This is a genomic window from Flavobacterium aestuarii, assembly GCF_040049115.1.
Taxonomy (GTDB): domain Bacteria; phylum Bacteroidota; class Bacteroidia; order Flavobacteriales; family Flavobacteriaceae; genus Flavobacterium; species Flavobacterium aestuarii.
The window spans coordinates 67,556-91,466 of the sequence record NZ_JBDLZZ010000007.1; the positions used below are offsets into that span (position 1 = coordinate 67,556).

The 23,911-nt window shown below is 35.7% G+C and carries 18 protein-coding genes; 13 read left to right on the plus strand and 5 right to left on the minus strand.

The window, feature by feature from the left end; all coding sequences use genetic code 11:
- The first annotated feature begins 139 nt into the window (after positions 1-139).
- The 5 genes from porZ to ABEG11_RS09370 all read left to right on the plus strand — a co-directional run bounded on the left by porZ (position 140) and on the right by ABEG11_RS09370 (position 7,802).
- The gene (gene porZ, locus ABEG11_RS09350) at positions 140-2,434 is read left to right on the plus strand and encodes a type IX secretion system anionic LPS delivery protein PorZ (RefSeq protein ID WP_348823906.1); all 2,295 of its coding nucleotides are present in this window, start codon (positions 140-142) and stop codon (positions 2,432-2,434) included.
- A gap of 42 nt (positions 2,435-2,476) precedes the next feature.
- Entirely contained in the window at positions 2,477-3,190 is a 714-nt protein-coding gene (recO, locus tag ABEG11_RS09355) for a DNA repair protein RecO (protein ID WP_348823907.1), read from the plus strand.
- 132 nt (positions 3,191-3,322) lie between these two features.
- Positions 3,323-6,727: an isoleucine--tRNA ligase gene (ileS, locus tag ABEG11_RS09360; RefSeq protein ID WP_348823908.1), complete on the plus strand. Its 3,405-nt coding sequence runs from the start codon at positions 3,323-3,325 to the stop codon at positions 6,725-6,727.
- A gap of 4 nt (positions 6,728-6,731) precedes the next feature.
- On the plus strand, positions 6,732-7,112 hold the full coding sequence (locus ABEG11_RS09365; protein WP_100432822.1) for a TraR/DksA family transcriptional regulator: 381 nt from the start codon (positions 6,732-6,734) through the stop codon (positions 7,110-7,112).
- A gap of 87 nt (positions 7,113-7,199) precedes the next feature.
- Positions 7,200-7,802 (plus strand): lipoprotein signal peptidase, encoded by a 603-nt coding sequence (locus tag ABEG11_RS09370; protein ID WP_348823909.1) that lies wholly within the window; start codon positions 7,200-7,202, stop codon positions 7,800-7,802.
- Between the two features lie 64 nt (positions 7,803-7,866).
- Here the strand turns inward: ABEG11_RS09370 and ABEG11_RS09375 are convergent, their stop codons facing one another.
- The 5 genes from ABEG11_RS09375 to ABEG11_RS09395 form a co-directional block, all read right to left on the minus strand.
- Positions 7,867-8,061, minus strand: a complete 195-nt coding sequence (locus ABEG11_RS09375) for a hypothetical protein (RefSeq protein WP_348823910.1) — start codon at positions 8,059-8,061, stop codon at positions 7,867-7,869.
- A 59-nt stretch (positions 8,062-8,120) separates the two neighbouring features.
- Entirely contained in the window at positions 8,121-8,684 is a 564-nt protein-coding gene (locus tag ABEG11_RS09380) for a 5-formyltetrahydrofolate cyclo-ligase (RefSeq protein ID WP_348823911.1), read from the minus strand.
- Positions 8,653-9,915, minus strand: a complete 1,263-nt coding sequence (locus ABEG11_RS09385) for a pyridoxal-dependent decarboxylase (RefSeq protein ID WP_348823912.1) — start codon at positions 9,913-9,915, stop codon at positions 8,653-8,655. The genes ABEG11_RS09380 and ABEG11_RS09385 overlap by 32 nt, the downstream gene beginning before the upstream one ends.
- A gap of 65 nt (positions 9,916-9,980) precedes the next feature.
- Complete coding sequence (locus ABEG11_RS09390; protein ID WP_348823913.1) at positions 9,981-10,970, minus strand: succinylglutamate desuccinylase/aspartoacylase family protein; 990 nt, start codon at positions 10,968-10,970, stop codon at positions 9,981-9,983.
- Between the two features lie 130 nt (positions 10,971-11,100).
- Positions 11,101-11,577, minus strand: a complete 477-nt coding sequence (locus ABEG11_RS09395; RefSeq protein WP_348823914.1) for a hypothetical protein — start codon at positions 11,575-11,577, stop codon at positions 11,101-11,103.
- Between the two features lie 347 nt (positions 11,578-11,924).
- On the opposite strand from ABEG11_RS09395, the gene uvrC reads away from it, so the two are divergent.
- The 8 genes from uvrC to pgi all read left to right on the plus strand — a co-directional run bounded on the left by uvrC (position 11,925) and on the right by pgi (position 23,848).
- Positions 11,925-13,721, plus strand: coding sequence for an excinuclease ABC subunit UvrC (gene uvrC, locus ABEG11_RS09400; RefSeq protein WP_348823915.1), 1,797 nt, complete (start codon positions 11,925-11,927; stop codon positions 13,719-13,721).
- Position 13,722: 1 nt separating this feature from the next.
- A complete protein-coding gene (locus ABEG11_RS09405) occupies positions 13,723-16,014 on the plus strand; it encodes a patatin-like phospholipase family protein (protein ID WP_348823916.1) in 2,292 nt (763 codons plus the stop codon).
- Between the two features lie 272 nt (positions 16,015-16,286).
- Positions 16,287-17,444: a homogentisate 1,2-dioxygenase gene (locus ABEG11_RS09410; protein WP_348823917.1), complete on the plus strand. Its 1,158-nt coding sequence runs from the start codon at positions 16,287-16,289 to the stop codon at positions 17,442-17,444.
- Positions 17,445-17,689: 245 nt separating this feature from the next.
- On the plus strand, positions 17,690-18,850 hold the full coding sequence (gene hppD / locus ABEG11_RS09415; protein WP_348823918.1) for a 4-hydroxyphenylpyruvate dioxygenase: 1,161 nt from the start codon (positions 17,690-17,692) through the stop codon (positions 18,848-18,850).
- Between the two features lie 277 nt (positions 18,851-19,127).
- Positions 19,128-19,901: a DUF3108 domain-containing protein gene (locus ABEG11_RS09420; protein ID WP_348823919.1), complete on the plus strand. Its 774-nt coding sequence runs from the start codon at positions 19,128-19,130 to the stop codon at positions 19,899-19,901.
- Complete coding sequence (locus tag ABEG11_RS09425) at positions 19,898-20,830, plus strand: tryptophan 2,3-dioxygenase family protein (protein WP_348823920.1); 933 nt, start codon at positions 19,898-19,900, stop codon at positions 20,828-20,830. The genes ABEG11_RS09420 and ABEG11_RS09425 overlap by 4 nt, the downstream gene beginning before the upstream one ends.
- A gap of 20 nt (positions 20,831-20,850) precedes the next feature.
- Entirely contained in the window at positions 20,851-22,068 is a 1,218-nt protein-coding gene (locus tag ABEG11_RS09430) for a M23 family metallopeptidase (protein WP_348823921.1), read from the plus strand.
- Between the two features lie 136 nt (positions 22,069-22,204).
- Positions 22,205-23,848: a glucose-6-phosphate isomerase gene (gene pgi, locus ABEG11_RS09435; protein WP_348823922.1), complete on the plus strand. Its 1,644-nt coding sequence runs from the start codon at positions 22,205-22,207 to the stop codon at positions 23,846-23,848.
- Positions 23,849-23,911: the final 63 nt, after the last annotated feature.

The following is a 23,911-nucleotide window of genomic DNA, read 5'->3' on the forward strand; positions in this document are numbered from 1 at the left end:
GAAAAGGCCTTTTTTCTGTAAAGATGAAAGGCTCTTTTTTTTGATAGTAATAAACTGAATTCAAGAATTGTCAATCTGCGGCCTAAAATCTAAAATCTCACTTACATTGTATTATATTTGTGAACCAATTTGTTGTTCAATGCAAAAAAGACTTTTATATCTGTTTTTTTTATTCGTGGTTACAAACATTTTTGCCCAAAGTAATTTGTCATGGCAAGGCTATTTTTCCTATACTCAGATCAAAGCGGTTTCCGAATCGCCGAACGCCATTTACGCAGCTTCCGAAAATGCCTTGTTTTCCAAAGACAATAACACCAATATTATCAAAACAACGACCACTGTTGATGGCCTTTCGGGCGAAACCATTACTGCCCTTTATTATAGCCCTGCATTTAAAAAAACCATTATCGGGTATCAAAACGGATTATTGATGGTAATCAACGAAGCCGATGGTTCGATGCTCAAAGTAGTCGATATTATCAATAAAAGTTTACCCGCAAATATAAAACGTATCAACAATTTTATTGAATATAACGGAATCGTATATGTTTCCACCGATTTTGGAATTGTGCAGTACAATTTAAATACTTCCAAGTTTGGAGATACTTATTTTATAGGCGATAATGGAGCCGAAATTAAAGTTTTTCAAACTGCTATTTACAATGGATCTATTTATGCAGCCACACCCAGCGGTATCCGCAAAGGAGATATAGCCAATCCTAATTTAATAGATTACAGTCAATGGCAGATCACTGCCACAGGCAATTGGTTTGGAGTTGCCTCGCTTGGAACAGTTTTATATGCTATAAACACAACGGGCTACATTCATAAATACGATTCAGGAACCAATATTTTTAATGGTTTTCTGCAGCTGCCAGAGGGCTGTACCAGTTTTCGGTCCACACCCGATTATTTGATTGCAGCAATTGCCAGCAGCGTTTTTATTTATAATAATCAAATGGTTTTGGAGCGTCAGATAAACAAAGATCAGATTCCCGATATGCATTCCTCTTTTAGCTGTGCTGCAATAATAGGCAATACAGTTTTTATGGGCACCACCGAAGATGGATTGATTACCGCTCCACTTTCGGGCGGTTCAATATTTGAAAACATAACTCCAATTGGTCCTTCCCGGAATAATATTTTCGCTCTGCAGGCATCACAGAATCAGCTTTGGACAGTATATGGTGATTATGATATTGATTATAATCCCTATGGACTGGATGACTATGGAATTAGCAAATATTCAACAGCTGGATGGCTGAATATTCCTTTTGAGGAGGTGCTTGGTGCCAAATCTATGACGCGCATTGCAATAAATCCAGTGAATGAGAGAGAAGTGTACGCGAGCTCTTATTTTTCAGGATTATTGAAAATTAAAGACGATGTTCCCGCAATTCTTTACAATCAAACCAACAGCAGTTTAGAATCTTTAACAATTAGTCCTCCAGATCCTAATTACATTGATATTAGAATTGGCGGAACAGCATTTGATAAATCGGGAAATTTATGGATTAATAATTCAAGAGTTTCGAATGGTTTAAAAATGCTGAGTTCCAGCGGGCAATGGACGAGTTATACAATGGACAAAATTATAACAAAACCGGGCAGTAATGATTTTAACAAACTGGATATTGATAAATATGGGACAAAATGGATGTCAACCAACATAAACGGAGTGATAGGATTTAATGAAAGCAGTAATACGTTTAAGAAAATTACTTTTGGTACAGACCTTGGCAATTTGCCCGTGCAAGATGTTCGGACTCTTGCCGTAGATACTAAAAATCAGCTTTGGATTGGTACCACAAAAGGATTGAGAGTTTTGTATAATGTAAATGATTTTCAAACCGAAAGCCAGCTTACAACCGAAAGCATTATTATCATGGAAGATAATCTGGCTCAGGAATTGCTTTATGAGCAATTTATAACCGATATTGAGGTAAATGGTGCAAATGAGAAATGGATTGGAACTGCAGATGCTGGTGTATTCCTGGTTTCTCCAAACGGCCAGCAGACCAAGTACCATTTTACGGCAGATAACTCTCCTTTGCCCAGCAATGTTATAAATGATATTAGCATCAACAGCGGTACTGGCGAAGTTTTTATAGCGACATCCAAAGGGTTGATTTCTTTTAAAGGAATTGCCACATCGGCTAGTGATAATTTAAATAATGTGTATGTATATCCTAATCCTGTTCGTCCAGAATATCAAGGAACAGTAAAAATAAATGGCCTGCTCAATAAAGCCAATGTAAAAATTACTGATGTTGCCGGTAATCTGGTCTTCGAAGCCACTACCGAGGGAGGAACTTTAGAGTGGGATACGACTGCTTTTGGCAAATACAAAGTGGCATCTGGCGTGTATATGATTTTTGTATCTGCTCAAGATGGCAGTGAAACGAAAGTTAAAAAAGTGATGATTATAAGGTAAAAAAAATCAAATCTTAAAATCCAACAATCTAATAATCTAATTTTGCTTGTCAAAACAAAAGCCATAGTAATTTCGTCCTTAAAATTTCAGGAAAAAAGCTTGATTGTAAAATGTTTTACACTTTCAAATGGCTTGAAATCTTATATGGTACGTGATGCTTTTTCATCCAGGAAAGGAAGTTCGAAAGTGGCTTATTTTCAGCCTTTGAGTCTTATTGAAATCGAAGCTGTACATAAAAATAAAGGGACACTGGAAAATTTTAAAGAAGTAAAAATCTCGTACCCTTTTCATTCGATACATTCGGATATTTTTAAGAGCACTATGGTTTTGTTTCTTTCCGAAATTCTGCATCATTCAATTCATGAAGAAGAAAAAAACGAATCTTTATTTACTTTCCTCGAAACCGCTTTGCATTGGCTGGACGAACACAGCGAAATTTCCAATTTTCATTTGATTCTGATGTTGGAAACCACAAAATATCTTGGGTTTTATCCAGACACTTCCGATATAGATATGCCTTTTTTTGAAATGATTGAAGGTGTTTTCACTCCTTTTCATGCCGTTAGTTCTCTTACTGAACACGAAACCCAGCTTTTCAAAAAACTGATTCAGTTGAAATTTGACAATAATCAAAAAGTTTTTCATGTCATCGAAAGACAAATTCTGCTTAAAATTCTAATCGATTATTACAGTTTTCATCTTGATGGATTCAAAAGACCAAAATCTTTGGATGTTCTGAAAGAAGTTTTTTCCTGATTTTTCGCTGTTTTTTAGTCCCAAATTAAATACTGCAGCAATAAAAAGGGGTAAAGTGTAACTTTTGACTTCTGACTTTCGACTTTCGACTTAATTTTATTACTTTCGCACCACGATTAAGAAAAGGATAAAATGAGTACAAAATTTACTGAATACAAAGGACTTGACCTGCCAACTGTAGCGTCTGAAGTTCTTGATTTTTGGAAGAAAGAAAACATATTTGAAAAGAGTGTAACCACTCGCGAAGGTGCTGAGCCTTTCGTATTTTTTGAAGGACCGCCTTCAGCAAATGGATTACCTGGAATTCACCACGTGATGGCGCGTGCGATTAAAGATATTTTTTGCAGATATAAAACCCAAAAAGGTTTTCAAGTAAAGCGTAAAGCGGGTTGGGATACACACGGATTACCTGTGGAATTAGGTACCGAAAAAGAACTTGGAATTACCAAGGAAGATATTGGAAAAACCATTTCTATCGAAGAATATAACGAAGCGTGCAAAAAAACCGTAATGCGTTATACTGACGTATGGAACGATTTGACCGAAAAAATGGGCTATTGGGTAGATATGGAAGATCCATATGTGACTTATAAACCAAAATATATGGAGTCTGTTTGGTGGCTTTTGAAACAAATCTACGATAAAGGTTTGTTGTACAAAGGATACACAATTCAGCCTTACTCTCCAAAAGCAGGAACCGGATTATCTTCTCACGAAGTAAATCAACCCGGAGCTTATCGCGATGTTACCGATACTACGATTGTAGCGCAGTTTAAAACATTGCCGGAAACACTACCTTCCTTCTTGCAGGGTTTTGGAGATATTCACATTTTGGCCTGGACGACAACTCCTTGGACACTTCCGTCAAATACTGCCTTGACTGTTGGGCCAAAAATTGATTATGTTTTAGTTAAAACTTTCAATCAATATACTTTTGAGCCAATCAATGTTATTTTGGCTAAAAACTTAGTTGGAAAACAATTCGGAAAAGGATTTTTCTTAAGTGAAGACGACGCTGATTTTGACAATGTGAAAAACGGTGACAAAAAACTTCCATACAAAATCTTAACCGAAGCAAAAGGAGCAGATTTAGTTGAAATTCGTTATGAGCAATTATTGCCTTACGTATTGCCATACCAAAATCCAGAAAATGCATTTAGGGTGATTTCAGGTGATTTCGTAACCACGGAAGATGGAACAGGAGTAGTACATACAGCGCCGACTTTTGGTGCAGATGATGCAAAAGTTGCAAAAGAAGCAAAACCGGAAGTACCGCCAATGTTGGTTTTGGATCAAGATGGAAATGCAGTTCCATTAGTAGATTTACAAGGAAAATTCACCTCTCATTTAGGTGACTTGGCTGGTAAATATGTTAAAAACGAATATTACGATGCAGGACAGGCTCCGGAGAAATCTGTAGATGTTGAAATTGCGATTCGTTTAAAAGAAGAAAACAAAGCATTTAAAGTTGAAAAATACGTGCATAGTTATCCGCACAGCTGGAGAACAGATGAACCACTTTTATATTATCCTCTGGATTCTTGGTTTATTAAGGTTACCGACATAAAGGACAGAATGTTCGACCTGAACGAAACCATCAACTGGAAACCTAAATCTACGGGTGAAGGACGTTTTGGAAATTGGTTAAAAAATGCCAATGACTGGAACTTGTCCCGTTCTCGTTATTGGGGAATTCCGTTGCCAATCTGGAGAACCGAAGACAAAAAAGAAGAAGTTCTGATTGGTTCTGTTGAAGAATTATACAATGCAATCGAAAAATCGATCGAAGCTGGTTTTCAAAAAGAAAATCCGTTTAAAGGTTTTGAAATCGGAAACATGTCTGAATCAAATTATGACTTAATTGATTTGCACAAAAATGTTGTGGATGAAATTACTTTGGTCTCCGCTTCTGGGAAACCGATGAAGCGCGAAAGTGATCTGATCGACGTTTGGTTTGATTCTGGAGCAATGCCTTACGCACAATGGCATTATCCTTTTGAAAATAAAGACAAAATCGATGACAACAAGGATTTTCCAGCGAATTTCATTGCTGAAGGAGTAGATCAGACTCGCGGATGGTTTTATACGTTACACGCTATTGGAACCTTGGTTTTCGATAAAATAGCTTACAAGAATGTAGTTTCAAATGGTTTGGTTTTGGATAAAAACGGGCAAAAAATGTCCAAACGTCTAGGAAATGCCACAGATCCTTTTGAAACGATTGCTGAATATGGTCCAGATGCAACCCGTTGGTACATGATTTCGAATGCCAATCCTTGGGATAACCTGAAATTTGATATCGAAGGAATTGCCGAAGTGAGACGTAAGTTCTTTGGAACACTTTACAATACGTATTCATTCTTCTCGTTATATGCTAACATCGATGGATTTAAATATACCGAAGCTGAAATTCCAGTAAACGAAAGACCTGAAATTGACCAATGGATCATTTCGGAATTAAACACATTAATCGCCGAAGTTGATGGTTTTTATGCTGATTATGAGCCAACAAAAGCCGCTCGAGCAATATCTGAATTTGTACAGGAGAATTTAAGTAACTGGTACGTTCGTTTGTGCCGTCGCCGTTTTTGGAAAGGAGAATACGCACAAGATAAAATCGCTGCTTATCAAACATTATATACCTGTTTGGTAAGTATTAGTAAACTAAGTGCACCAATTGCTCCGTTCTTTATGGACTCCCTTTATAGAGACCTGACAAAAGCGACAGAAACAGAAAAATATGAGTCGGTACATTTGGCTAAATTCCCTGTTTCAGTTGAAAAGTATGTTAATAAAATGTTAGAGAGCAAAATGCAGAAAGCGCAGACTATCTCTTCTCTTGTTTTATCACTGCGTAAAAAGGAAATGATCAAGGTACGTCAGCCATTGCAAAAGGTAATGATACCAGTGCTTGACGAGAATCAGAGACTTGAAATTGAAGCAGTTTCTGACTTAATCAAAGCCGAAGTAAATGTAAAAGAAATCGTACTCCTTGATGATGCTTCTGGTGTTTTAATCAAGCAGATCAAGCCGAATTTCAAAGCTTTGGGACCTCGATTCGGAAAAGACATGGGTCTGATTTCCAAAGAGATACAGAATTTAACTAGTGAACAAATCTCACAATTTGATAAAGAAGGCACCTTAACCATTGTAATTGCGGGAAATAGTGTAATTTTATCACTAGAAGATGTAGAAATATCGTCACAAGATATTGAAGGATGGCTGGTTGCCAATTCAAATGGAATCACGGTGGCACTGGATATTACAATTTCAGCTGAGCTAAAACAAGAAGGTATAGCAAGGGAATTAGTAAACAGGATTCAAAACATCCGTAAGGAAGCCGGATTTGAAGTGACTGATAAAATTAAAGTTCATTTGCAGAAAAATGATACTTTGGAAACAGCAGTAAACGCCAATGAAGACTACATTAAATCAGAAACACTGACAGAAGTTCTTGTTTTTGAAGATGTTATGGCAAATGGCACGGAAATTGACTTTGATGGAATAACAACAAGTATAATAATTACAAAAAATTAGTATTATGGTAGATGAAGTAGCAAGATACTCTGACGCTGATTTAGCAGAGTTTAAGGAAATCATTCAGAATAAAATCGTAAAGGCACAGGCTGATTTGGATTTGATTAAAAGCGCCTACATGAATGACCTTAACAACGGTACGGATGATACATCTCCAACGTTTAAAGCATTCGAAGAGGGGAGCGAAATAATGTCTAAAGAAGCTAACTCGCAGCTAGCCATTCGTCAGGAAAAGTTTATACGGGATTTGAAGAGTGCCTTATTTAGAGTAGAAAACAAAACGTACGGTGTATGCAGAATCACTGGAAAATTAATTGGAAAAGAAAGACTAAAAATTGTTCCTCACGCTACAATGAGCATCGAGGCAAAAAATCTTCAGAGATAAAAGTCTTTATACCGCAATAATTAACGCTCCTTTAGGAGCGTTTTTTTTTCTTAATTTACTACTTTTACGCCGTTAAAAATTTTATAGATGTCATTAGTCAAAGCATATTTTCTTATTATTCTTATATTGTTAGTAGATCAGGTGTCTAAAATATATGTAAAAACAAATTTCATATTAGGAGAAGAGGTCCATGTGTTCAACTGGTTTCAGATTCATTTTATCGAAAATGAAGGAATGGCTTGGGGAACCAAAATTCCCGGAGAGTATGGTAAATTAATCCTGACTGTTTTTAGGCTTTTTGCTGTAACAGGAATCGGTTATTGGCTTTGGGATGCTGTCGAAAGAAAAAGAAGTTCCAATTATCTTATTGTTGCTATAGCTTTGATATTTGCTGGAGCATTAGGAAACATTATTGACTCTGTGTTTTATGGAGTTATATTTGATAACAGTCATCAGCAGCTGGCAACTATATTTTCAGATACTCCTTATGGTACCTGGTTAAATGGTCAGGTAGTGGATATGTTTTACTTTCCTTTCGTAAAGGACTATCCAATGCCGGAATGGGTTCCTTATTTTGGCGGACGTAATTTTACTTTCTTCAATGCCATCTTCAACGTTGCCGATATGGCTATATCTACTGGAGTTGGAATTTTAATTGTATTCAACAAAAAAGCATTTCATAAGCACTAGGAATTTGCTTGTATTGTATATAGTGAAAGAGGCTGAATGGTAAATTCAGCCTCTTTTCGTTTGTTTATTTATTGTGGCCAGGGGCATAATTTTTGGCACTTTTTGCTCCAGTCATTTTTTTGGCTTGCCCAGGAGGGACTTTTTTAGTTTTAGCTGTGCCATTATTATGCGCAACATGAACGCTGCAGCCTGCAATTGTCAGAGCAAATAACATTATGATAATTTGCAATGTAAAACTTGGGGTTTTAAATATTTTCATAGCTTATAATAGGTTAAGCGACAAAAATACTAAATCTAAATGGTAAGTAAAGCAGAAATTTAAAACGTGTAAATTCCTTGTTGCGAAACACAATAATCCAGCAGTACATCACTCTCATAAACATCCGAAATAAATTCCTCGGGTTCAAAGAAAGAAAGGCCGACTTTAATGGTTTCGGGTTTACATCTGGTTAGGAATTTATCATAAAAACCTTTGCCATAGCCCACGCGGTTTCCTTTTTTGTCAAAAGCTAAAAGAGGGACAAATACAACTTCAATTTTTGCAGCAGGAACTTCAATGCCATCAATAGGTTCGGGAATATTGTACTCGTTTTTTTGTATCCGGGTGTTATCTGTCAAAAGAAAATGAGTCATTTCTCTAGTTTCAAAATCACTTTTTGAAACTACAATTTCTTTATCTTTTCCAGATAATAAGTGTAATATAAATTCGGTATCAACTTCTTTTTGCTCAGTTATTGGCAGATAAATGTGAAAATAGGTTTTGTCCCAAATAGGGAGTTTAAGTATTTCATTGGCAATAACCAGGCTTTTTTCTTCTATGTCAGTTTGGGTGAGTTCTTTTCGTAATGTTTTATACTTTGTCCGTAATGTTTTTTTTAACATAAAGCGTTTTTTTTAGATCGTCTATAAAAGTACTTAAATGATCTACTTCTACATGATCCATAATCACAATTTTATACCATGAATTTTCACCGTTGTGTTTTTGAGGAACCAAATCAAATTTTTTGACCAGGGATTCTTTGATAAATTGCGCTTGAATAGTAACGATATTCATAAAAGGCTCTCTAAAATAGGCTACGCCTAATTCGTCCAATTGATCACAAAGCCACTGCGTTCTCATTTGCAGAACCCGTATTTTTTCGCACCATCCAAAAGGCCCATAAGTGAATAAGATCATCCATACAGCAACGGCATTGGATCCAGACCGGCTGCCGCAAACAGTTAAATCCATTCCCTCTATATACTCGGCTTCTTTGGTCAGAACGTTTTCGATCAGTCCTTTACGGCAAAGAAAAACTCCGGTTCCATAAGGCGACTGCAGCATTTTGTGGGCATCAATAGTTATGGAGCTGATTTTTGGATTTTCGAAATTCAGCTCTGAATCCCGATTACTGAAAGGATATATAAAGCCGCCATAAGCAGCATCAAGATGTATTTTATAAATGAGGTGGTGTTTTTCAAGAACCTGGACATAATCATTTGGGTTGTCAACTGCCCCAAACATAGTTGTTCCCATATTTGATATGATGATGAAATATTTTTTTCCTTGTTTTTTGGCTTTTATGATAATGTTTTCTAATCGAAAAGTATCAATTTCTCTAGTTTCAAAATCTACAGGTACTTTCAGCCAGTCCAGCATTAACATGTTTGCTGCTTTTGGAATAGAGTAATGCGTGTCCTCTGATGCTAAAATTGCAATTTCGTAAGGGTTGGCACCAAGTTTATCAATAAAATAATTGCGGTACATCCAAATGGCCTGAATATTAGCTTCTGTCCCTCCTGGCGAAATATAGCCGTCGTAGGATTTTGGCTGAGCCTTAAAAATATCGACAGCAAGTACATCCAGCACTTCGCGTTCCATTTCCTGAGTGCCTTTAAAGGCTTTTTCAGAAGCACCTAGGGTATGGCATCCTATGTGGTTAGGATTGGCAACATAGGTTTTTAGTGTTGGCGCATCTGCCAAGAAAGAGGCTTCTTCATAATATACCTTACTATCTAATTTTGAAGCTGGATATCCTAAAGAAGTATCCAAAGTAAAGTTTACGTTTTCTTCCAGGGCTTTTTCGATTCGAGCTTGTCTCTCTTTTTGCGATAACTTTTTCCAGTACAGCATATTCTCTAATTTTTAATTCAAAATTAGGAGTAGTCAATGAAAATAAATATGATAATTGTTAGATTTTATTCTTCTTCATCTTCCTGTTCCTCTTCTCCAGTATTCGAAAGATGATAAATGGCATCGCCCTGATAGACAACAGGTGAGTGATTGGCATTAAGAACATATCCATCATTTGGAGCTTTTATCTTTCGTTCGAACTTCCCAAAAGGATCAGTTATCATGCCAAGTACAGTGCCTTTTTTAACAAATTGCCCTACCAGATTATTATCAATGAGCAGTCCTGAGCATTTGGCTCTCAGCCAGCCGGATTTTTCGATATATATGGTCTGTTTTTTTTGTACAGGAGCATAATGTTTAGGATCGAGCATGTCCAGGTGTTTTAAAAAACGTTTCACTCCGTTAATGCCTTCTTCGGCTACATTATGATTAATGTCTAATGATTTGCCGCCTTCAAACAATAGCATTTTTACGTTTATTTTTTCACTTGCATTTCTAAAAGAGCCAGCAATGTTTTTTGAAAACAGGGTGAAAGGCGCATTAAATGCATCGGCCAATATCTTGACAGCGGGATTATTTGGCGTAAGCCTGATCTGCGGTGCATTAAAGCGTCCGGCGCCCCCGGCATGAAAATCAACGGCATAATCTACAAGAGGCATAATATCGGTAATGATATGATAGGCAAAACGGCTGGCTAATGACCCTTTCCTGCTCCCGGGAAATACACGATTCAAATCTCGTCCGTCAGGAAAATCCCTTGATTTATTGATAAAACCATAAATGTTTATAATGGGTATGCAAATGATGGTTCCTTTTTTGGGCTTATTTATTTTTTTGGTAATGAGCTGTCTCACGATTTCGATCCCATTAAACTCATCGCCATGAATCCCTGCCGAAAAAAGTACTACAGGACCAGCTATTTTGGAGCGTTTTACAATTATCGGGATTGTAAGCTTAGTGGTGGTATGCAGTCGGGCTATTTCCAGCTGAATGGTTTTGCTTTCGCCCGGCAAAACAATTTCGCCAAAAATTATTAAGGGTTTTGTGTCTTTCATCCTGTAAAATAAAAGCCTAAATATAGAAATTATTTTTAGGCCAAATTACGAGATTTCAGATAGAAACATAAATATTTAAAAAAGTTAAAAAACATGTACTCCGGCAAAGAATTGATTGTCATAGGAGCTTTTAGATCTTCTTTTTGGTTATTCCTGTCCGGGGAAAAAAAACTATCATATCTTCAATTTTTCTTTCATAGCCATATTCAGAAGCAAACCTGTTTTTGTATTTGGCATATTGATAATCTCTCAGGGCATCACTATAATTGTCGTAATCGCCAAGTATTTTAATATTTATGAGCTGGTTTTCGATAGATTTAATTTTGGATAGCATCTGCGAAACCTGTAAACGATTGTTATAATCACGATTAAACTCATCCCAGTCCACCTCGGGAGAGCTCAATTGGGGTTCATTGTCATGGTAGTTTTTTACCTTGTCAATAAGTAATTTGTTTTTCTCTTTTACGCGTCCATATTTTTGATGCTCTGATGGGCTCAGATTTACAGACATATTCTCTAGAGCAGCCGTTAAGACTGCCAAGGCTTCATTTATATCCTCAATCTGTGTATTCGAAAAATGAACTTTACCTAAATTATCTATTGGCATACTGTATTGAATTTAAATATTTTATCTAAAATTATAAAAATTATTTAAAATTTTAATTATTCATATTAAAATTTTGATATTACATTTTAATATTTATTATTTATAATTAAAAATTTTATATAAATTAGTTAAATTTTTAATTTAAGGAATTGAAAAATTGAATATGATTATAAAATTTTTAATGAAGATTAATAATATTTTAATATTGGAAGTTAAAAAATGGCGTTATTTATTGATATATCTTTCTAAAATATATTATGAATGTTTTGGCAAAGACAGTGTTCGAACCAAAAAAGATTAATGATTATATTTGTATACTGAAAGTTAATCTGCATTCATAAAATCCAATGACCAACCCTAATGTAGCCCTGCAAATACAAACCCTGCCCGATGGTCCCGGTGTATATCAATATTATGACAAGGAAGGAAAGATTTTATATGTGGGCAAAGCCAAAAATCTAAAAAAAAGAGTCTCTTCCTATTTTAATAAAATTCATGATGCAGCCAAGACAAATGTGCTGGTCAAGAAAATTGTAACCATTAAGCACATAGTTGTTCCTACTGAAACGGATGCGCTTTTATTAGAAAACAATCTGATTAAAACGCTTCAGCCCAGATACAATGTACTGTTGCGCGATGACAAAAGCTATCCTTGGATATGTATTAAGAAAGAACCTTTTTCCAGAATTTTTGCTACCCGCAGAATGGTCAAGGACGGATCAGAATATTTTGGGCCCTATACCAATTTTAAGACCGTTCATACTATTCTGGATTTAATAAAAGAACTGTACCCATTGCGCACCTGCAATTATGATTTGAGCAGAAGCAATATAGACAGCGGCAAATTCAAGGTGTGTCTGGAGTTTCATATTGGTAATTGCAAGGGGCCATGCGAAGGGTTTGAATCACTTGAGGATTATCAAAAACAGGTGCATGCCATCCGCGAAATTCTGAAAGGAAATTTTAAAGAGAGCATGAAAGATTTTAAGCGCCTGATGATTAATTATGCCGAGGAAATGAAGTATGAAGAGGCGCAGAAAGTAAAAGAAAAGATTGAAATTCTCGAAAATTATCAATCACGATCTACAATAATAAATCCTAAGATTACCAATATTGATGTATTCTCTATAGTTTCGGACGAGAGTGCGGCTTTTATCAATTTTCTGCAAATATCGCATGGATCTATTATCCGTTCTCATACAATGGAAATTAAGAAGAAACTAGAAGAAACAGACGAAGAGCTGCTGGAATTGGCTATAGTTGAAATGAGAGAACGTTTTCAATTGCTGTCTAAAGAAGTCATTGTTCCTTTTGATCTGGATCTGGGGCCAGCCATAAAAATTACAGTACCCCAGTTGGGAGATAAAAAACAGATACTGGATTTATCCATTAGAAATGCCAAATTTTACAGAATTGAACAACTGAAACAATTACAGATTGTAGATCCAGACCGCCACACCAATAGGATAATGGCACAGATGAAAAGCGATTTGCGATTGCCAGCTGAGCCAAGGCATATAGAATGTTTTGATAACTCCAACATTCAGGGAACGAATCCTGTAGCGGCCTGCGTGGTGTTTAAAGATGGAAAACCCAGCAAAAAAGATTACAGGCATTTTAATGTAAAAACAGTAGTGGGTCCTGACGATTTTGCCTCGATGGAAGAAATAGTCTATCGCCGCTATAAAAGGCTTTTGGACGAAAATGAACCATTGCCTAATTTGATTATTATAGATGGAGGAAAAGGACAGCTGTCATCGGCATTAAAAAGCATAGATGCTTTGGGATTGCGAGGTAAAATAGCTATTATCGGAATTGCAAAAAGACTGGAAGAGCTGTTTTATCCCGGAGATTCAATACCATTGTATTTAGATAAAAAATCGGAAACCTTAAAAGTCATTCAGCAATTACGGAATGAGGCGCACCGTTTTGGAATTACTTTTCACCGAGACAAGAGAAGCAAGGCAGCCTTGAATTCTTCTATTGAAAGCATACCCGGAATTGGCGAAAAGACAATGTTAATCTTAATAAAACATTTTAAAAGTGTTAAAAGACTAAAATTGGCCACCGAAAAAGAAATTTCTGACGTAGTTGGAGTGTCAAAAGCCAAAAAAATTACCGACTTTTACAATAAAAATATTTAATATGATAATTGAGGCAACAGCCATAAGCCATAAGCAAAAAGTTAAAACTGATTTTGTTTGCACTAAATGGGCAAAGGTTGATGGTACTCTGTTTTTTATATTAAAAATCTTTCTTCTTTTTGCCTATTGTCTATTGCCTATTGCCTCAAGTGCTCAAGATGTACCCAAAAAACCAAAAATAGGCCTGGTGTTGAGCGGAGGAGGAGCCAAAGGGTTTGCTCATATAGGTGTTTTAAATGTATTGGAAGATGCCGGGATAAAAATAGACTACATTGGCGGAACCAGTATGGGAGCAGTTATTGGCGGGCTTTATGCTATGGGATATAATGCCAAGCAAATTGACTCCATTATTGATACTACCAATTTCAGCAATGTTATTAATGATTTTATACCCCGATCTTCTAAAAATTTTTATGAAAAACGAAATGATGAGCTTTATGCTTTGATTCTCCCTTTTAATAAATTCAGCATTGGTACGCCCGAGGCATTGTCTAAAGGGATGTATAATTTTAATTTATTAAGCCGTTTAACATTTCCAGTCAGGCATATTCGTGATTTTAATGAGCTGCCTATTCCTTTTGTATGTGTTGGAACTAATATCGCTCTAGGAGAGCAGGTGGTTTTTAACAAAGGGATTTTGGCTCAGGCTATAACTGGGAGTTCCTCTTTGCCTTCCATATTTGCACCTATTGTCATTGATAACAATTTAATTATTGATGGCGGGGTGATTAATAATTATCCAATTGACGAAGTTCGAAACATGGGTGCCGATATTATAATAGGAGTAGATGTTCAATCGGGATTACTGAGTAAAGACGAACTTAGGAGCGCATCCAAAGTTTTCTTTCAGATTACCAATCTGCAGATGATTGAAAGAATGAAAAAAAATGCAAATCTTACAGAAATTTACATAAAGCCTGATGTTAAAAATTATGGAGTAGTATCTTTTGAAAAAGCAGCCGAGATTATTAAAAAAGGTGAAGATGCAGCTTTTTCTATATACGAAAAAATAGATCTTCTGGTTGATAAGGCTAATCCTTATCACAAACCCAAATTAAAAGCTCAAAGCGATAGTCTGAACATTGTTGACATAAAAATAAATGACCTCAAGAATTATTCAAGAGATTATATTATTGGGAAATTAAATTTTAAGCCAAAGTCCAAAATTAGTTTCAAGGATTTAGAAAAAGGAATAAATAACCTGAATGCAACACAGAATTTCAGTAATGTAAGTTATTATTTTGATAAGGATGGCGAATATGATGATCTAGTACTCAACTTGACAGAAAGCCCTATAAAAACAAATTTAAAATTTGCTTTGCATTATGATGGGCTATATAAAAGTGCCGTTTTGGCAAACATTACCAACAAAAAAACGTTTTTCAAAAATGATTTTTTATCTGCCGATCTGGTTTTAGGAGACAATCTTAGGTATTATTTTGATTATTATATTGACAATGGATTCCAATTGAGTTATGGATTCAAGTCGCAATTGAACCAGTTTAATAAAAATGTTCCTGTCAGCGTAATAACATACAATATTAGCGGTATAAATTCAATAAATATTGATTATTTAAATTTGTCAAATCAAATTTACGTTCAATCTGTATTTGCACAAAAATTCCTCATTGGAGTTGGGGTCGAGCTTGAATATCTCGATATTTCATCTCCAACACTTGAAGTAAGCCCAAATATTACAAAAAGTACTTACGAAAGTGTTTTTGGTTATATCAAATATGATTCCTATGATAATAAATACTATCCTAAAAAAGGATGGTATTTTTCTTCAAGACCTCAATTTTATATGTTTTCTTCAGAAAAGGATGAAATTTTTACACCTTCTTTTATTATAAACAGTGAAGCTGGTATTGCTAAGACAGTTTTTAAAAATACAACTATAAAATTCCAAGCTGAATCAGGAATATCCATTGGAGATAAAAGCATTCCTTATTTTGATTTTATTTTAGGAGGATATGGATATAATAAGACTAACAATTTCAAGTATTTTTATGGATATGATTTTTTAAGTATCTCGGGCAATAGCTATCTGGAGTCTACTATCACATTGGATTATGAGATTTTTAAAAAAAATCATATTAATCTTTCGGCTAATTATGCCAATCTTGGCGATGATCTCTACAATTCGCTAGACTGGATTTCACTCCCCAAATATTCTGGATACGCATTTGGTTATGGATTGGAAACCGTTATTGGACCAATAGAAATTAAATATTCATGGTCACCAGAAATATCCAAATCATATCTTTGGTTTTCTGTTGGATTTATTTTTTAATTTATATTTTTTATCAAATAAAATTACGATATTTGTAATTATGAAAACAAATTGGACAGGTTTATTAGAGTATCTTCAATTCTTGATTAAGAGAAATCCAGAGTGATTTTTAATTAGATAATAAATCTATTAAATAATTAGAAAATGCTGTGTGGCTTTTAATGTTTTCAATCTTCTATATGCGTTTTCATTAACTAAATGCACTCCAATTAATTGCCAAATTATCTAATTATCTGATTTTACATTTGTTTAATTTTCTAATTTGAAAAATCATGCCAATATATCATAAACTAGGAAATATTCCTCCAAAAAGGCACACCCAGTTTGAAAAACCAAATGGCGGACTATATTATGAGCAGCTATTTGGAACAGAGGGTTTTCATGGAAATTCATCACTTTCGTATCATATACACAGGCCTACTCAGGTCAAAGAAATACTAAAATCGTATTCGGTTGAACCTAAAATTGCGATTGAAAAAAACATCAGATCATTACTGCTGAAAGGCTTCGAGTTAAAAGCCGAAGACGATTTCCTGCAAAGCCGTAAACCTATGCTGGTCAATAGAGACTGCATTATTGGATTAGCTGCTCCCAGAAAATCATTAACGGGTTATTTCTATAAAAATGCCGATGCCGACGAAATGATTTTTATTCATAAAGGCAAGGGTAAACTCAGAACGATGTTAGGCAACATCTCTTTCCAGTATGGTGATTATCTGATTATTCCCCGAGGGATTATTTACCAGATAGAATTTGATTCAGAAGAGAACCGTCTGTTTTATGTAGAATCATTTGCTCCTTTTTATACTCCAAAAAGATATAAAAATGCGTCTGGACAGCATTTGGAGCATTCCCCATTCTGCGAGCGGGACTTTATTTTGCCATCCGGATTAGAATCTCACGATGAAAAAGGAGATTTTATTATCAAAATAAAAAAAGAGGGAATGATTCATGAAGTGGTTTACGCCACGCATCCCTTTGATGTGGTGGGCTGGGACGGCTACAATTTCCCTTATGGATTCAGTATCCATAATTTTGAACCTATAACAGGCCGCGTGCATCAGCCGCCTCCAGTGCATCAAACTTTCGAAACCGCAGCTTTTGTTGTTTGTTCATTCTGTCCTCGGCTTTATGATTATCACCCCAAAGCCATTCCGGCACCATACAATCACAGCAATATCGATAGTGATGAGGTTTTGTATTATGTAGATGGCGATTTCATGAGCCGCAACAATATTGAGCAAGGACACATTACATTGCATCCAAAAGGAATCCCTCACGGTCCTGCACCAGGAGCTATGGAGCGAAGCATAGGACAAACCATAACTCAGGAATTAGCGGTAATGGTCGACACTTTTCATCCGCTTATGGTAACCGAGGAAGCTATGGGATTAGACGATGGGCAGTACTATAAATCATGGATCGATTAATCATTGCCAGGAACGAAGCACCCGAACAAAGTGAACGGAGCGTTAGCTAATCTATTTAGTATATCAATATAAAAACGCATCAAATTTAATCAATAATTAGGAGCTGTTTCCTGCTGTCCGCTATATCTGTAATCCCGAACCCCGGGATCACAGGATGCCGCTTCCATCAGGGCTAGGCTTTAGTTAAATCAACAAAAATTTCGGTTAAACACAGAAACAATTAACCGGTTAAACAAACAAAGATCATGTCAAAAGAAATAAAATCAGTAGAATACGGATTAGAGAAAATATTCGAAGGAGCACAGGATTTCCTTCCGCTTCTGGGAACCGACTATGTAGAGTTTTACGTAGGCAACGCTAAACAATCGGCACATTATTATAAAACTGCTTTTGGTTACCAGTCATTGGCATATGCAGGATTAGAAACTGGAGTAAAAGACAGAGCTTCGTATGTGCTTAAGCAAGACAAAATCCGAATTGTTTTGACAACTCCATTAACGCAGGATTCTCCTATTCATGATCATCTGAAAAAACATGGTGACGGAGTAAAAGTTGCCGCACTATGGGTCGAAGATGCCCGAAGTGCATACGAAGAAACTATGAAACGTGGTGCGCGTTCTTTTATGGAACCAACAGTGGAGCAGGATGAGTTTGGGGAAGTAGTGCGTTCAGGAATTTATACTTATGGAGAAACAGTTCACATTTTTGTTGAAAGAAAAAATTACAACGGGGTTTTCCTGCCAGGTTATAAAGATTGGAAATCAGACTATAATCCAGAACCAGCAGGTTTAAAATATATTGACCACATGGTGGGCAATGTTGGGTGGAACGAAATGAATATCTGGGTAAAATTCTACGAAGAGGTAATGGGATTTGTAAATTTCTTATCATTTGATGACAAACAGATCAATACCGAATATTCGGCTTTGATGAGCAAAGTGATGTCCAATGGAAATGGAAGAATCAAATTCCCTATTAACGAGCCAGCCGAAGGAAAGAAAAAATCACAAATAGAGGAGTACTTGGATTTTTATGGAGGTCCAGGTATTCAGCACATCGCCATTGCTACAGACGATATTATAAAAACAGTTTCGGAGCTGAAAGCGCGAGGAGTAGAGTTTTTATCATCTCCTCCTCACGCTTACTATGAAGCCGTACCGCAAAGGCTTGGAGTGCACATGGATATGATGAAGGAAGATTTAAATGAAATTGAAAAATTAGCAATTATGGTAGATGCCGACGAAGATGGTTATTTATTGCAGATTTTCACTAAACCAGTCCAGGATCGCCCAACCTTATTTTTTGAAATAATCCAAAGAATGGGAGCCAAGGGATTTGGAGCAGGGAATTTTAAGGCTCTTTTTGAGTCGATAGAGCGTGAACAGGAATTGCGAGGAACTTTGTAAAATTTAATTTTTTTTACATTATCAAAAAAAATAATAGTTAAACAACTCTTAAAGATGCAAATATTGTGTTAAACTCGATTTTTTGTTAAAAATAATTCGATTTATGCAATAACTTTGTACTCGCAAATCAAGGAGGGGTGGTTTCCTTCTTAGTTTCATATAAATTTTCATAATTTATAGTTTTTTGGTTAGTTAATAGCATAAAAACTCAGTCATTAATTTGACTGAGTTTTTTTGTTTTAATACATTTGGTACTATTTTTGCAACAATCGATCCCATGAAAAAAATTATAATTTTCCTGCTAGTGATTAGCACTTTAGGTTTCGATACTCAAAAAGAAGAAGCTTTTGCCGGGGGTGAATTCCTAAAGTTCAGAGTGCATTATGGTCTTATAAATGCAGGATATGCAACTATCGAAGTAAAAGATGAAACACTAAACAATGAACCGGTTTATCATGTTGTAGGCAAAGGATATTCTACAGGCATGACCAAATTCTTTTTTAATGTCCAGGATGTATACGAAAGCTACATTGATAAAGATACAAGAAACCCCTATCGTTTTATTCGAAAAATCAACGAAGGCGGTTATATCAAAAATCAGGAAGGCTTTTTTAATCAGAAAACCAACAGAGTGTTAGTAAAAGATTATAAGCACAAAACCGAAAAGGCCTTTGATTTTCCAAAAAATGCTCAAGATATCCTCTCTTCATTTTATTATCTGAGAAATTATCCTAACATCAATAAAATCAAAGCAGGCGAATCGGTTATTATCGATATGTTTTTTGATAATGAGATTACAAAATTTAAGTTAAAATTCATAGGCAGAGAGGATATTAAAACTAAATTTGGAGTGGTTTCTACCATGATTTTTAGACCTTTGGTACAGTCTGGACGTATATTCAAAGAGGAGGAGAGTTTAACCTTATGGATTTCAGATGACTACAATAAAATACCAATCAGGATAAAAGCAACACTTTTGGTGGGTTCTCTTAAAGCGGATTTGGATGAGTACAAAGGATTGAATAATCCGTTTAAATTAAAAGCAAAATGACAATAAATGATACCACAGCATCAATTTTGGAGCAAATTGACGAAAAATTCCAGCAGATAAATCAAAAAACAGAGACGCATCTTGAAGGATTGCTTTGGTCAAAGCCCATAACTTATTGGGATTATATTCAAACCGATGCCTTATTAAATCTGCAGATTCAAAGAACCACACTTCCTGATGAAATGGTTTTTATTATGTATCATCAGGTTAATGAATTGCTTTTTAAAATGATACTTTGGGAAATGCATCAGATTTCCTATGCTGAAAAATTAACAACCGTTTTTTTTACCGAAAGGTTAATGAGAATCAGCCGTTATTTCGATATGCTTACCACCTCTTTTGATATTATGGGCGATGGTATGGAAGTTGAACAATACATGAAGTTTAGAAATACACTGACACCCGCAAGCGGTTTTCAAAGCGCGCAGTACCGAATGATAGAGATTGCGTCGACTGATTTGATCAATCTGATCGATTACCGTTTTCGTGCCACCATTGACAGGAACACACCCTATGAGCATGCTTTAGATCATATGTATTGGCAAGCGGCTGGAAAGGATCATCAGACTGGTGAGAAATCATATCTGCTGTTAGAGTTTGAGCGCAAATACAAAGCTGCGTTTATAGCTCAGATGAAAGAGTACAACACGATAAATCTGTGGCAGAAATTTAAGCAGCTGCCAGATTCTGATCGCGAAAACCCCGAGTTGATAAAGGCAATGCGCCATTATGACCATACAGTAAATGTAACATGGGTAATGGGGCATTTAAATGCAGCAAGAAAATATATTGACAATGGCAAAGGAGATGGAGAAGCGACTGGCGGAAGCGACTGGAAAAAATATATGCATCCACGATATCAAAGAAGGATTTTCTTCCCAGAATTATGGAGTGAGGAGGAATTGGCTAATTGGGGAACTGAAAATTAAAGATAAAAAAAAGACATAATTTGAAGAAGATAATTGTAATTGTGGCAGTGCTTTTTTCCTTAATTTCTTGTAATAAGGATAAGGAATTTGTGGAAAATCAAGTAATTCCTAAATCTAAAAAAAGTGACTTTGGATTTAAATTTTCAGATTTTAATGTAGTTCAGGACTCTATAAAATCTGGAGACACATTCGGAAGCATTTTGCAAAATCAAAATATTGGGAATAAGCGGGTTTATGATATTGTAACTCAAGTGAAGGATACTTTTGATGTTCGAACCATTAGAATAAACAAAAAATACACGCTGCTGCGTTCCAAGAATAAGACCAATAGCTTGAATATTTTTATTTATCAGCCTGATGCATTACATTATTATATTATTGACTTGAGGGATTCCATTGCAAAAGCTTCCAAAAAAACAAAGCCGTTAACCTTAAAACGCAGGACTATTGGAGGTGTTCTGAAAGGATCATTGTCTGAAACACTGGAAAGCGCTCAAGTCGAAGGAGCATTGGCAAGTAAAATTTCCAAGATTTTTGCATGGTCTATAGATTTCTTCAAAGTAAAAAAAGGAGACCGCTTTGGATTGACATTTACAGAAAGATATATAAACGATTCTATTTATGACGGAGTAGATAGTTTGCAGGCAGCATTTTTTGAATATAAAGGCAAAATTATTTATGCTTTCCCTTTTGAGCAGAATCAAGGTTCTGGAAATGTTGATTATTATGACGAAGATGGAAAAACGCTGAAAAACTTCTTTTTAAAATCTCCTATAAAGTTTAGCCGTATTACCTCTCGTTTTACTTCCAATCGTTTTCATCCGGTACAGCAAATCTGGAAAGCACACAAAGGAACCGATTATGCTGCTCCCTATGGAACCCCTATTTCGTCGACAGCAGCGGGTACGGTAGAGCAGACTGGATATACAGCCGGGAATGGAAACTTTGTTAAAGTAAAGCATAATAAGGTTTATTCTACTCAATATTTGCACATGTCAAGAATATTGGTAAGACGCGGACAGCATGTTACTCAAGGCCAGACCATCGGATTGGTTGGAAGTACCGGACTGGCAACAGGGCCACATGTATGTTATCGGTTCTGGAAAAATGGAGTTCAAGTCGATGCTTTGCGTCTCAAATTGCCCAATGGCGAGCCTATGAACCCAAAAAACAAGGAGCGTTTTTTGAAGAAAATAGAACCTCTGAAATTCGAATTGGATAGTGTTTCCAATTTATAACAGAAATTTTTTATTATTTAGCCAATAGAATCTATTTCTATATTTTTTTTGATATTATATTGTTATATAATCGCCTGATTTTAGTCCATTCAAACTTTATTCAGTAAATTTGCACAACATAAAAAACAAGAATAAAATGGCTTTAAATACAATAAACCCAACCGAAACTTCTGCCTGGAAAAAACTGCAGGCACACTATACTGAAATTCAAAATGCTTCAATGGCAGCAATGTTTCAAGCTGATCCATCAAGAACAGAAAAGTTTCATTTAAAATGGAACGATTTTTTAGTTGATTACTCTAAAAACAGGATTAATCAGGAAACTATTAACCTGCTGCTTGAATTAGCGGACGAAACGGGTCTGAAAAACGCTATTGCAGATTATTTTGGCGGAGCAATTATTAATCAGACCGAAGGCAGAGCTGTTTTGCATACTGCTTTGCGTGCCAAAGAATCGGCAGAAATCAATGTAGATGGTGTAAATGTAATGCCAGAAGTATATGAAGTAAAGAATAAAGTAAAAGCATTTACAAACGAAATTACTTCGGGACAGAGAACAGGTTATACAGGAAAACCATTTACAGATGTTGTTAATATAGGTATTGGCGGATCGGATTTAGGACCAGTTATGGCTGTCGAAGCTTTGCAATACTATAAAAATCATTTAAACGTACATTTTGCTTCCAATGTTGATGGCGATCACGTGAATGAAATCATCAAAAAATTAAATCCTGAAACTACTTTATTTGTAATTGTTTCTAAAACATTTACTACTCAGGAAACTTTAACTAACTCAGAAACTATCAAAGCCTGGTTTTTAAAATCAGCTACTCAGGAAGATGTGGCTAAACATTTTGTTGCTGTTTCTACTAATATTCAAAAAGTAACTGAGTTTGGAATCAATCCTGAAAACGTATTTCCTATGTGGGACTGGGTTGGAGGCCGTTTTTCATTATGGAGTGCTGTAGGTCTTTCTATTAGCTTGGCAGTTGGATTCGATAACTTCAATGATTTGTTAACTGGTGCTAATGAAATGGACGAACATTTTAAGACAGCCGATTTTGACAAAAATATACCAGTGGCGTTAGCTTTGTTGAGCGTTTGGTATAATAATTTCTTTGGTGCTGAAAGCGAAGCTTTAATACCGTATACCCAATATCTGCAAAAATTAGCACCTTACTTACAGCAGGGAACAATGGAAAGTAATGGTAAAAGTGTAGGGCGTGACGGTAAACCGGTAAATTATGAAACAGGAACTATCATTTGGGGCGAACCAGGTACAAATGCACAGCATGCTTTCTTTCAGTTGATTCATCAGGGGACAAAATTGATTCCTACAGATTTTATCGGATTTGTAAAACCTTTATATGGAGATGATAATCATCATGACAAATTAATGTCGAACTTTTTTGCCCAGACTGAAGCTTTAATGAATGGTAAATCGGCAGAGCAGGTGCAGGCAGAATTTGATAAGCAAGGCCTAAGTGCTGAAAAAGCAAGCGTACTTTTGCCTTTTAAAGTGTTTTCTGGAAATAAGCCAACCAATACTATTTTGATTCAAAAATTGACGCCAAAATCATTAGGGTCTTTGATTGCCATGTACGAACATAAAATTTTTGTGCAAGGTTTTATCTGGAATATCTTTAGTTTTGACCAGTGGGGAGTTGAACTTGGAAAACAGCTGGCTAATTCGATATTAGATGAAATTAATGCTAAAAAAGTTCAAAATCACGACAGTTCTACTCAATTTTTATTGAATCATTTTTTAGAAAACAAGTAGGTCGAAAAGTGTAACACTAATGATAAAAAAGCCCTGATTTTTGAAAATCAGGGCTTTTTTTAT

Coding starts and splice junctions, on each gene's coding strand:
- ABEG11_RS09420 (WP_348823919.1), top strand. CDS start 19,128: ATGAAAAAAATTATAATTTTCCTGCTAGTGATTAGCACTTTAGGTTTC.
- ABEG11_RS09370 (WP_348823909.1), top strand. CDS start 7,200: ATGTCATTAGTCAAAGCATATTTTCTTATTATTCTTATATTGTTAGTA.
- uvrC (WP_348823915.1), top strand. CDS start 11,925: ATGACCAACCCTAATGTAGCCCTGCAAATACAAACCCTGCCCGATGGT.
- ABEG11_RS09405 (WP_348823916.1), top strand. CDS start 13,723: ATGATAATTGAGGCAACAGCCATAAGCCATAAGCAAAAAGTTAAAACT.
- ABEG11_RS09365 (WP_100432822.1), top strand. CDS start 6,732: ATGGTAGATGAAGTAGCAAGATACTCTGACGCTGATTTAGCAGAGTTT.
- porZ (WP_348823906.1), top strand. CDS start 140: ATGCAAAAAAGACTTTTATATCTGTTTTTTTTATTCGTGGTTACAAAC.
- hppD (WP_348823918.1), top strand. CDS start 17,690: ATGTCAAAAGAAATAAAATCAGTAGAATACGGATTAGAGAAAATATTC.
- ABEG11_RS09390 (WP_348823913.1), bottom strand. CDS start 10,970: ATGAAAGACACAAAACCCTTAATAATTTTTGGCGAAATTGTTTTGCCG.
- ABEG11_RS09395 (WP_348823914.1), bottom strand. CDS start 11,577: ATGCCAATAGATAATTTAGGTAAAGTTCATTTTTCGAATACACAGATT.
- ABEG11_RS09410 (WP_348823917.1), top strand. CDS start 16,287: ATGCCAATATATCATAAACTAGGAAATATTCCTCCAAAAAGGCACACC.
- ABEG11_RS09425 (WP_348823920.1), top strand. CDS start 19,898: ATGACAATAAATGATACCACAGCATCAATTTTGGAGCAAATTGACGAA.
- ABEG11_RS09385 (WP_348823912.1), bottom strand. CDS start 9,915: ATGCTGTACTGGAAAAAGTTATCGCAAAAAGAGAGACAAGCTCGAATC.
- ABEG11_RS09375 (WP_348823910.1), bottom strand. CDS start 8,061: ATGAAAATATTTAAAACCCCAAGTTTTACATTGCAAATTATCATAATG.
- pgi (WP_348823922.1), top strand. CDS start 22,205: ATGGCTTTAAATACAATAAACCCAACCGAAACTTCTGCCTGGAAAAAA.
- ABEG11_RS09380 (WP_348823911.1), bottom strand. CDS start 8,684: ATGTTAAAAAAAACATTACGGACAAAGTATAAAACATTACGAAAAGAA.
- ileS (WP_348823908.1), top strand. CDS start 3,323: ATGAGTACAAAATTTACTGAATACAAAGGACTTGACCTGCCAACTGTA.